The 10,045-nt window shown below is 74.8% G+C and carries 7 protein-coding genes and 1 pseudogene; 3 read left to right on the top strand and 5 right to left on the bottom strand.

Annotation, left to right across the window (positions count from 1 at the left end; all coding sequences use genetic code 11):
- Together EAO70_RS29765 and EAO70_RS29760 are read left to right on the top strand one after the other, a co-directional pair.
- Window positions 1–953, top strand: a 953-nt coding sequence (locus tag EAO70_RS29765; protein WP_148006582.1) for an LCP family protein, incomplete at its 5' end; no start/stop codon positions are given.
- Window positions 954–1,047: 94 nt separating this feature from the next.
- The gene (locus EAO70_RS29760; RefSeq protein WP_148005946.1) at window positions 1,048–1,455 is read left to right on the top strand and encodes a rodlin; all 408 of its coding nucleotides are present in this window, start codon (window positions 1,048–1,050) and stop codon (window positions 1,453–1,455) included.
- Between the two features lie 73 nt (window positions 1,456–1,528).
- On the opposite strand, the gene EAO70_RS29755 is transcribed toward EAO70_RS29760, so the two are convergent.
- From EAO70_RS29755 to EAO70_RS40120, 5 genes are all read right to left on the bottom strand, one after another.
- Entirely contained in the window at window positions 1,529–3,550 is a 2,022-nt protein-coding gene (locus EAO70_RS29755; RefSeq protein WP_148005945.1) for a thioredoxin domain-containing protein, read from the bottom strand.
- Window positions 3,551–3,618: 68 nt separating this feature from the next.
- Entirely contained in the window at window positions 3,619–5,169 is a 1,551-nt protein-coding gene (locus tag EAO70_RS29750; RefSeq protein WP_148005944.1) for a hypothetical protein, read from the bottom strand.
- Window positions 5,166–5,798, bottom strand: a complete 633-nt coding sequence (locus tag EAO70_RS29745) for an ATP-binding cassette domain-containing protein (RefSeq protein WP_148005943.1) — start codon at window positions 5,796–5,798, stop codon at window positions 5,166–5,168. The genes EAO70_RS29750 and EAO70_RS29745 overlap by 4 nt, the downstream gene beginning before the upstream one ends.
- Window positions 5,795–7,582: a class I SAM-dependent methyltransferase gene (locus EAO70_RS29740; RefSeq protein ID WP_148006581.1), complete on the bottom strand. Its 1,788-nt coding sequence runs from the start codon at window positions 7,580–7,582 to the stop codon at window positions 5,795–5,797. Before EAO70_RS29740 ends, EAO70_RS29745 begins: the two co-directional genes overlap by 4 nt.
- A gap of 165 nt (window positions 7,583–7,747) precedes the next feature.
- The gene (locus EAO70_RS40120; RefSeq protein ID WP_315986256.1) at window positions 7,748–8,173 is read right to left on the bottom strand and encodes a hypothetical protein; all 426 of its coding nucleotides are present in this window, start codon (window positions 8,171–8,173) and stop codon (window positions 7,748–7,750) included.
- 84 nt (window positions 8,174–8,257) lie between these two features.
- Between EAO70_RS40120 and EAO70_RS29735 the strand changes: the two are divergent.
- Window positions 8,258–10,003, top strand: a pseudogene (locus EAO70_RS29735) (tetratricopeptide repeat protein); the annotation flags it as partial.
- Between the last annotated feature and the right edge of the window lie 42 nt (window positions 10,004–10,045).

Raw genomic sequence — 10,045 nt, 5'->3', positions numbered from 1 at the left:
CTCCCCTCCCCCGGCAAGGGCTCCCCTCCCCCGGCAAGGGGCTCAACCTCCTCGTGGTCGGCATCGACAGCCGCAAGGGGGTGACCCCGCAGGAGAAGGAACGTTTCCGGCTGGGCGGGAAGGAGTGCGACTGCACGGACGTGATGATGCTCGTCCACGTCTCGGCCCGGAACGACCGGGTCGACGTGGTGAGCCTGCCGCGCGACTCGCTCGTCTCCTTCCCCGACCCGCACCGCGACCGGCGCACCGGGAAGCTGCACCAGGCGCATCAGGCGAAGATCAACGGGGCATGGGCGGAGGGCGGTTCGGCGTACGCCGTGGAGGTCGTCGAGGCGGCGACGGGGCTGCCCGTCCACCGGTACCTGGAGATCGACTTCCGCCGCTTCATGGACACCGTGGACCGCGTCGACGGCGGGGTCCCCATCTGTACGGAGAAGGCCCTCGTCGACCCGGCCACCGGGATCGACCTCCAGCCCGGGACCAGGCCGGTCGGCGGCGGCGAGGCGCTCCAGTACGTACGGTCGCGCAAGGCCGACGGGGAGATGGACTTCGGCCGCATCCGGAAGCAGCAGAAGTTCGTGGTGAACACCCTGGAGCAGCTCCGCGAGGGAGTCCTGAACGATCCCGGCCGACTGCGGCGGCTCGCGGCGACCCTGCGGGGCACGGGGGCGGCCGAACGCGGGATCTCCGCCACGGAGCTGCTGGAGCTCGCCGCCCGGCTGCGCGATCTGCCCGCGGACCGCACGCGGTTCGCGACCGTGCCCGTACGCGGGTTCAACCCGGTCGTCGAGGGGGTCGGGTCCACCGTCGGCTGGGACGAGAAGGGGGCGGCCGAGGTCTTCCGGCGGCTGCGCGAGGACCGGTCGCTGCCGGCGGCCGACGAGGTCGCGGCGAGCAAGGTGCCGGCCGCCGCGTACCGGCCGGCCTCGGGGGCTTCGCTCATCTGCCCGTAGGCCGTCCGGTGGACTTCGCGGAACCTCCGCACCGCTGACCAGTTGATCAGCACGGCTCGGCACTCAGCGAGCCACGATCCGAAAGGCCTGAACAATGAAGAAGCTGTTGGCTACGGCTGCTGTGGCCGCGTCGGTGCTGGGCGCGACGGCGGCGGGTGCCGGACAGGCGCTCGCCATCGSCYACGACGGRGGCACCACGTCGCTCAGCGGCAACGGCGCSCACCAGGAGTWCGGCAACTCSGCSACSRACGGCAACATGAGCCCSCAGTTCGCGCTSGTCCAGGGCTCCCTGAACAAGCCGTGCGTSGGTCTGCCGGCCAAGGTCAACGCCGGTTCGCTSYTCGGSCTCGTSCCGATCGCGGTCCAGGACYTCAACGTCCTGTCCTCCCCGCAGAACCAGCAGTGCACCGAGAACTCCACCCAGGCCAAGGGTGACGAGCCGCTGTCGCACATCCTCAGCGACATCCCCGTGCTCTCGGGCAACGGCGCCGGCAACAGCTGAGCGACGACGCTCGGCACGGCGGCCCCGCCGCCCCTCCTCGGAGGGGTCGCGGGGCCGTTCCCGTTCCGGGGGCTCAGAGCTTCCGGCGGAGCTCCTCCGGGTCGGTGACCGGCGCGTCACAGGTGAAGTGCCGGCACACGTACGCGGCGGGCCCGCCGGCCACCAGCGGACGGTCCCTCAGCAGCGGGAACTCGCCGCTGTCGGGGGCGCCGGCGGCGAGGACCGCGCCGGGCGCGGTCGCGAGCAGCGCCGCCCGCCGCAGCCCGTCGAAGGCCTCGTCCCCGGGGGTGCCCACCACGGCGATCTCCCGGGGCCCGTCGAGGAGGGCCTCGGAGACGGCCAGGCCCCAGCCGATGAAGCGGGGCGCGCGCGGGCCGAGGGCCTTGACGACGCCGAGGGCGCCCTCCGCGGCGGCCCGGTGGGCCTCCGAGCCGGTGTGCGCGGCGTAGGAGAGCAGCGCTCCGGCGGCGGCGGTCCATCCCGAGGGCGCGGCGTTGTCCGTGGGGTCCTGCGGGCGGCGGATCAGGGTCTCGGCGTCGTGCGCGGTGTCGTAGAGGGCGCCGCCCTCGGCCGTGAACCGGTCGATGACGAGGTCCAGGAGGAAGCCGGCGAAGTCGAGCCAGGCGCCTTCGCCGGTGACGGCGGCGAGGGCGAGGAAGCCCTCGGCGACATCGGCGTAGTCCTCCAGGACCCCGGCGTTGCCGCCGGCCCGGCCGTCCTTGGAGGTACGGGTGAGGCGGGCGGTCTCGTCCATGTGGACGCGGACGAGGAGGTCGGCGGCCTCGGTGGCGCGTTCGACGAGGTCGGGGCGGTCGAAGAGGGCGCCGGTCTCGGCGAGGGCGGCGATCGCGAGGCCGTTCCAGGCGGCGACGACCTTGTCGTCCCGGCCGGGGCGGGCGCGCTCCGCGCGGGCGGCGAGGAGCCGGGCGGCGATCGGGGCGATCCGGTCGGCGTCGACCGGGCCGGCCTCCTGCGGGAGCTGGAGCACGGAGCTGCCGTGCTCGAAGGTGCCGTCCTCGGTGACGCCGTAGTGGGCGGCGGCGAGGGCGGCGTCCTCCGCGCCGAGCACCTCGGTGAGCTGCGCCGGGGTCCATACGTAGTAGGCGCCCTCGACGTGCCTGCCGGTGCCGTCGTCGGAGTCGGCGTCGAGCGCGGAGGCGAAGCCGCCTTCGGGGGTGCGGAGTTCGCGGACCATGAAGTCGGCGGTCTCCAGGGCGACCCGCCGGGCCAGGTCGCTGCCGGTGGCCTTCCACACGTGGGCGTACACCCGGCACAACAGGGCGTTGTCGTACAGCATCTTCTCGAAATGGGGCACGACCCAGCCGCGGTCCACGGCGTACCGGGCGAAGCCGCCGCCGAGCTGGTCGTAGATGCCGCCGCGGGCCATCGCCTCGCAGGTGTCGGCGGCCATCTGGAGGGCGCCCTCGGCGCCGGTGCGGGCGTGGTGGCGGAGCAGGAACTCCAGGGCCATGGACGGCGGGAACTTGGGGGCGCCGCCGAAGCCGCCGTGGGTCGCGTCGTACTCGCGGACGAGACCGAGGAGGGCCTGGGCGAGCTCCTCCTCGCCGGGGACACCGTCGCCCCCGTAGGCGAGGGAGCGGCCCGCGAGATCCTTCACGATGCGCTCCGCGACCTCGCCGACCTCGTCCCGCCGGTCGGCCCAGGCCCCCTTGACCCCTTCCAGGACCTCGGAGAACGAGGGCATGCCGTGGCGGTGCTCGGGCGGGAAGTACGTACCGAAGTAGAAGGGGGCCGCGTCCGGGGTGAGGAAGACGGTCATCGGCCAGCCGCCCTGACCGGTCGCGGCCTGGACGGCCTCCATGTAGACGGCGTCGACGTCGGGCCGCTCCTCACGGTCGACCTTGACGGCGACGAAGTTCGCGTTGACCAGGTCGGCGGTGGCCTCGTCCTCGAAGGACTCGTGCGCCATCACGTGGCACCAGTGGCAGGAGCTGTACCCGACGCTGAGCAGGACGGGGACGTCGCGGCGGCGGGCCTCCTCGAAGGCCTCGGGGGACCACGGCCACCAGTCGACCGGGTTGTCGGCGTGTTGCAGGAGGTACGGGGAGGTCTCATGGGCCAGTCGGTTCGCCATGGTGTCCATCCTGCCCTGCCGTCCCGGACTCACGTGGGAGCCCTGCCCCCGGTGGACCGAGGGGCCCGCTACGCCTTGCGGAGGCGGGACGCCAGGGGGCGGAGGGGCCAGCCTGTGCGGCGTAGGGCTGCCCAGGTGCAGCAGGTCGTCGCCGCCGTTGCCAGGAGGGCTGCTGCGGGGGCGGTCGGCATCGCGTTCATGGTGAGGACGCCGGCCAGGACGACGACGAGGCCGTCGAACTGCCAGACGAAGACGCGGAGCGCGGACAGGTCGCCCAGGGGCGTGATGATGGGGAGCAGCAGTTCCACGGGCAGGTTGCTCTTCATCTCGCGCAGGAGCCGGGCGCCCAGTGCGAGGACGACCGTGCCCGCCGTGAGCAGTGCGGGCTCCGCCGGGCCGATGTCCTGGAACGGCCCGTGGGAGAGAACGGTGACGGTGGCCGCGAGTCCCACCGGGACCACCACGGCGGCCACCGGCCAGGCCAGGGTGCGGGCGAGGACGCCGCCCCACCACTCGCCGAGCAGGGGGGCCAGGGTCAGTTCGTCGCGCAGTCCGCGCCAGCCCTCGCCGACCCAGCCGGAGCCCAGGTAGACGGCGACCGCGCCGACCGTCCAGGAGAGGGTCGCCGTCCGGGCGTCGGGGGCGGCGACCCCGAGCGTGACGAGGGCGCCGCCGGCCGGCAGGAAGACCGCGGCCGCGAGTGCGCGGCCGCGGGTGCGGAGGGCGCGGACCGCGCCCTGCGCGAGGTGGCCGCGGAGCCGTCCGTCCGGGCGGGTCAGCGCGGTGGTGAGTCCGCGGGGCTGCGGGCGGTAGAGGTCGAGCGCGTGGTGGAGCGTGCCGGTCCAGGCGAAGGTCTGGGCCTCGGCGGCGCGCGCCGACTCGCGGGCGAGCCGCGTGAGGTCGACCGTGCGAACGGAGCGGAGGGCGGAGCGGCCGAGGAGGACGGCCGCGGCCGCGAGGACGACGGTGAGGAGCCACGGGCCGCTCCCGCCCAGGAGCGCGGACCGGCCGAGGAGGGCCACGACGGTCGCCGCGGCGGCCACGGCGGAGGCGAGCAGGGCGTTCTCACGTACCGTCCGGACCTGCCCCCACAGCCATGCCGCGGGGGCGACCGCGGCGATGCCGGCCGCGACGGCGAGGCCCTGGGGCAGGAGTGGGCTTCCGGGCCGGTCGTACAGGTCGGTCGCGAGGAAGGTCGCCGTGCAGAGCAGCAGGAGCGTGCCGATTCCCGCGTACGCGAGTCGGCGGCGGGCGATGGTGCCGAGGTAGTCCGTCGGGGACAGGTCCGTCGACATGAACACGTGCAGCAGGAACGGCTTGAGGACCAGCGGTCCCCAGAACCGGCCGGTGAGCTGGGCGCCGCCGATCACGGCAGCCGCGACCAGGCACGCCACCGGTGTCGCCGCCTCGGCGGTCGGCAGGGAGACCAGGGCCTCGGTGGTGCGCACCAGGTAGACGACGGGCGCCACGTAGACGGCGCCGAGGATGACGCCGAGGTAGACGGTGTACGCCCAGTCCTGCACCGTGGCGCGGTCGCCGCGGTGGGCGTACCGGTGCCGTACGGCGTGGACGCGGTCCCGGGGGTCGGCCTCGACCGCGGTGATGCTGTCGGTGGTCATCCCAGCTCCATGACGCCGTCGCAGGCGTTCACCATGGCGGGCTCGTGGGTGGCGACCAGGAAGGACGTGCCCTGCTCGGCGCGCTCGGTGAGCAGGTCGGCGACGAGGTCGACGCGGTCGGTGTCGAGGTGCCGCTCGGGTTCGTCGAGGAGGATGACCTCGGCGGGGCGGACCAGGGTGAGGGCGAGGTTGAAGAGCTGGAGCTGGCCGGAGGAGAGCTGGGAGGGGAAGCGGGTGCCCAGCGCGGTGAGCCCCAGCCGGCCGATGGTCTCCTCGGCGCGTTCGGCGGTCTCCGCGGTGTTGCCGTACCAGGAGGCGGCGACCAGGGTCACCTGCTCGCGGAGGGTCATGTCCCGGGCGACGGGGATCGGTTCGACGAGGGAGGCCATCAGGCGCCGGTGCCGGGGCCTGGCCATGTCGACGGTCTCGCCGCGGACGAGGACGGCGCCGTCGGTGAGCCGCCGGCTGCCGAGGAAGGCCCGCAGGAGGGTCGTCTTCCCGGAGCCGTTGCTGCCGGTGAGGCACCAGAACTCGCCGGGGAGCACCTCGAAGGTCGTCGGCGCGAGGAGGGTGGTGCCGTCCAGGACGACGGTGGCGTCCTGCGCGGCGATCGCCGGTGTCTCGGTCACTGACGCTCCAGAACGACCAGCATCTCCCGGGAGCGCGCGGTGTACGGCTCTCCCGCGTACGACCCGTCGACGGCCGTCACCTCCAGACCCGCGATCCGTGCCATCAGCCGGATCTCGGCCAGCGTAGCCCAGGTGGCCTGCTCGTGGAACGCGGTGAGGGTCGACGCGCCCTGCACCAGGAAGATGCTCAGGACCTGCTGGCCGGCGCGGTCCGCGGTCTGCGTGATGGTCACCATCCGGTCCCGGCCGAGCGGGTAGGTGACCGACTGGGCGTCGCCGCCGGCGCGCTGGAACTCGGCGGGGTCGGTGCAGTCCAGGAAGACCGCGCCGCCCGGCGTCAGGTGCCGGGTGGCCCCGCGCAGCAGCTCGATCTTCTCCTCCTGCTCCTGGGCGAGGAAGAAGGTGTTGCGGGACATCGTGACGACGTCGAACGTCGAGCCGAGACGGAGGTCGCGGAAGTCGCCCTCCACCGCCTCGACGTCGTGGTCGAGACGCTTCTTCTCCAGCACGTCCAGGGACGGCCGGGAGGCGTCGACGGCCACGACCCGCGCGCCGGCCTCGGCGAGTGCGAGCGAGGACACGCCCGTGCCGCACCCCAGGGCGAGGACGGTCCGCCCGGCCAGCGGCCGGTGAGAGGACACCCAGGCGACCAGCCCGGCCCCCGGGGAAAGCGGCCGAGGCGCCGGCGGTCCGTCCGGTCCTCGTCCAGCAGGACCGGGTCGGTGCCGTCGACCACGATCAGCCGGTCGACGCGGCCGGCGAGGGGCCCGTCGCCCAGGTAGGAGGCGGCGCTCAGCGAGCCGATGGAGTGGGTGGCCAGGACGACCGGTCCGTCGGCGCCCACCTCGTCGAGCACCGCGGCCAGGAGGTCGCCGTCGGCGGCGCGGGAGGTCGTGAGGCCGTAGCCGGCGCGGTGGTAGCGGACGACCGTGTGGTGCCGGGCCAGGCCGGCGGCGACCCACTCCCACGATTCGAGGGACTGTCCGAGGCCGCACTCCAGGACGATCACCGCACGGGAGGGGGTGCCCTCGGCGGGGCGGTCGACCCGGTACTCGACGTCGCCGTCGGCGACGGCGAGCCGCGCGGCGCCCTTGGGGCCGAGGCGTCGCTGCTCGGCGACCCGGCGCTTCTCGCGGGCGATGAGCGCGCTCGTCAGGACGGCACCGCCGGCGATGCCGAGTACGGCCTTCTCGAAGGTACGGGGTGCGCCGCGGGTGTCCAGGACGTAGCCGACGGCTCCGTGGGATCCGAAGAACCCCCAGACGAAGCGCGGCAGTTCCATGGCGGCGGCCACGCCGACGTGGAAGCCCTTGACGGCCGTGAGCGCGGGGGAGGCCTGGGCGCGCGGCAGGAGGTAGATCAGCGGGAAGGACGTCTCCCAGACGATGGTTCCGACGGTCAGCGCCCGGCAGAGTCGCGGGTACCCGCGGAGGATCTCCGCGGCGGGCCCCCGGCCGTAGGCCTCGGTCTGGAGGACTTCGAGCAGGGCGTCGCCCTGGACCCAGCTGCTGCCGAAGGCCTTGGAGACGCCGGAGACCGCGTAGCTCAGCCCGGCCTGGAAGTTGACGGCGCGCAGGAAGAGGTCGTCGGAGAGCCGCCGGTCGGGGATCAGGGCCGTGAGGGCCCGGCACTGGGTGATGACCGCCGTCATCTGGTCCGCGCCGTCCCGCCCGTACGGGGTGCGGATCTCGCTGAGCCGGTTGCAGGTCCCGATGACCGTCGCGGCGGCGGGGTGGGTCGCACGCCGAGGTCCGTGGGACCCGGCCCGAGCGGCATCCGGCCATTTATCGCCCCACGGGGTCCGGAGATGTTCGGCATGTCGGTCTTCCCGACCCCTCGCCTCCTCCCTTCCTCCACCGTCCTCCTCAGTCCTCCTCCGGCTTCCTCCCTCGCGCCCGCGCGCACCGCACAGCACACTGGACGCGCACGGTCCGGGGCCTGACAGTGCCTCAGGACCGGGACGGTCGGCACGCGCGGAGGGGGACGCACATGCGGGACAGCCATCGGGCCGAGGCGGAGCGGCGGTGGGAACGGACGGTGGAGCGGGAGCTGCGGAGCTCCGGGAGCCGGGCGGACGCGGAGACGCTGCTCGCCCGGGGCAGGGCCGCGCTGGACTCGATGGCGGCGGGCGCGGGCGCGGAGTACGCGGCGTACGTACGGGCCGTGGAGAAGGGGGACGGCGGCGGACGCGCCGCCGGGGACGGCTCCGCCGGCCCGGCGTTCGGCGGGCCCGCGCTCGTCGCCATCGAGTCCAGCGCGGCCCTGCCCCGGGCGAGCAGCGTCTCCGCGTCCGCCCGGCTCCCGGAGCTCCGCAGCTCCCGCTCCACCGTCCGTTCCCACCGCCGCTCCGCCTCGGCCCGATGGCTGTCCCGCATGTGCGTCCCCCTCCGCGCGTGCCGACCCCCGCCCCCGCCAGCTCCCGCAGCAGCCGGGCGCCCTCGGCGCCGGTCCCGTCCAGCAGTGCGGCGGCCGCCGCACTGCTGGACGGGACCGGCGCCGAGGGCGCCCGGCTGCTGCGGGAGCTGGCGGGGGCGGGGCTGCTGGCCCCGGTGCGCGGCGAGCGGTACCGGCTGCACGACGCGGTGCGCGGGTTCGCCGCGCTCCGGCTCGTCGAGGAGGAGGACGCGGCGGAGATCGCGGCGGCGCAGGAGCGGTTGATCCGGAACTACGCGGAGCTGGCGGACGCGGTGATCCGGATGGTCGACGGCAAGATGTCGACCCGCGCGAACCGGTTCGACGGGCACGGCTTCGGCTCCCTGGAGGCGGCGTTGAGCTGGCTCGACGAGGAGTCCAGCTTCATCACGGCGGCCCTGCGGCACACGGAGGGCGTCGACCAGCAGACGGTGCTCGATCTGCTGGGCGCGCTCTGCGACTACTGCCTGCTGCGGGGCGACCTGTACCGGCTCGGCGAGATCAACGAGCTGGCCGAGGCCGTCGGGCAGGGGCAGTTGTCCCGCTCGGTGCAGTGGCGGACCGGTATCGCGGCCCGGCAGCTCGGCGAGCTGGACAAGGCGCGGACGACCCTGACGTCCGTGGTGTCGCTCTACCAGGAGGCCCGGCAGGACCCGGGGGCGGCGCTCGCGCTCTGCTCGCTGGGCATCACCCTGCACCACCAGGGCCGGCTCGCGGAGGCGGCGGCCCGGCTGCGGGAGGCGCTGGCTCTCCAGGAGCCGGAGGCGCTCGCCGCCGACCGGGGCTGGACGCTGCACGCGCTCGCCGCGGTGGAGCGGGACCGGGGGAACCTGGCGGAGGCCTCCGCGCTGCTCGATCGGTCGCTGGCGCTGCACCGGGAGCACGAGTCCCCGCACGGCCAGGCGTGGGCGCACTTCCAGCGGGGCCAGGTCCTGCTGCTGCGGGGCGACGTGCCGGGGGCGGAGGCCTCGTTGCGGGAGGCGCTGGAGGGCTACGGGCGGATCCACGACGGGCGCGGCGAGGCGTGGGCGCTGACCCAGCTGGCCCGGGCGCGGCTCGCCGCCGGGGACGCCGAGCCGGCCGTGGAGGAGCTGCGCGGGGCGCTGGCCCGGCACCGGGAGCAGGAGGACGCGCGGGGGGAGGCGTGGACGCTGTTCCATCTGGCCCACGCGCTGGAGGAGCGGGGCGACCGGGACGACGCGGTGCGCGAGCTGGGCCGGGCGCGGACGATGTTCTCGCGGATGCGGGACGTGTACGGGCTGGCCAGTGCCCGGCACCATTCGGGGCGGGTCACCCGTGATCAGCTCGCGGCGCGGACCGGTGGTCTGCGCAACTCGGGTTTCGCCCGGCAGCTGCTGGTGGACGCGCGGGCGGACTTCCATCGCATCGGGGTGCCGCACGGGGAGGCGTGGACCTCGCTCGAACTGGCGGTCATCGACGCCGGGAACGCCCGGGTGCCGCAGGCGCTGGCGCTGTGCGACGAGGCCCGTGCGTTGTTCGAGGGCTACGGCGACCGGCGGGGCGCGGACTGGGCCCGCTTCCTGCGCTGCACCCTGCTGCCGCACGCGGTGGCGGGCAGCCCGGAGCCGGGGACGGCCACGGCCCGCGAGGAGCTCGCCGCGCTGGCCGGTGACCGGCATCCGGCGCGGGACCCGCGCCTTGACGACTGCGTCGAGGCGTACGGGGTGGTCCTCGGCCGGGGCGTCCATCCGTCGACGCCCTGGCAGGCCTGGGACCTGGGCATGGTGCCGAACCGGCACGCGCGGGAGGTCCTGGGGGTGCCGCAGGGGTAGAACGGCCGGTGGACGGCGGCACCCCGGGCCCGTACCGAGGAG

This window comes from Streptomyces sp. adm13(2018), from assembly GCF_008042145.1.
Taxonomy (GTDB): Bacteria; Actinomycetota; Actinomycetes; order Streptomycetales; family Streptomycetaceae; genus Streptomyces.
This window is presented reverse-complemented; position numbering and strand designations above follow the sequence as displayed.

Bases quoted from the DNA above. Each gene is read 5' to 3' on its own strand.
- EAO70_RS29755 (WP_148005945.1), bottom strand. From the start codon at position 3,550: ATGGCGAACCGACTGGCCCATGAGACCTCCCCGTACCTCCTGCAACAC.
- EAO70_RS29750 (WP_148005944.1), bottom strand. From the start codon at position 5,169: ATGACCACCGACAGCATCACCGCGGTCGAGGCCGACCCCCGGGACCGC.
- EAO70_RS29740 (WP_148006581.1), bottom strand. From the start codon at position 7,582: ATGGCCGGATGCCGCTCGGGCCGGGTCCCACGGACCTCGGCGTGCGAC.
- EAO70_RS40120 (WP_315986256.1), bottom strand. From the start codon at position 8,173: ATGCGGGACAGCCATCGGGCCGAGGCGGAGCGGCGGTGGGAACGGACG.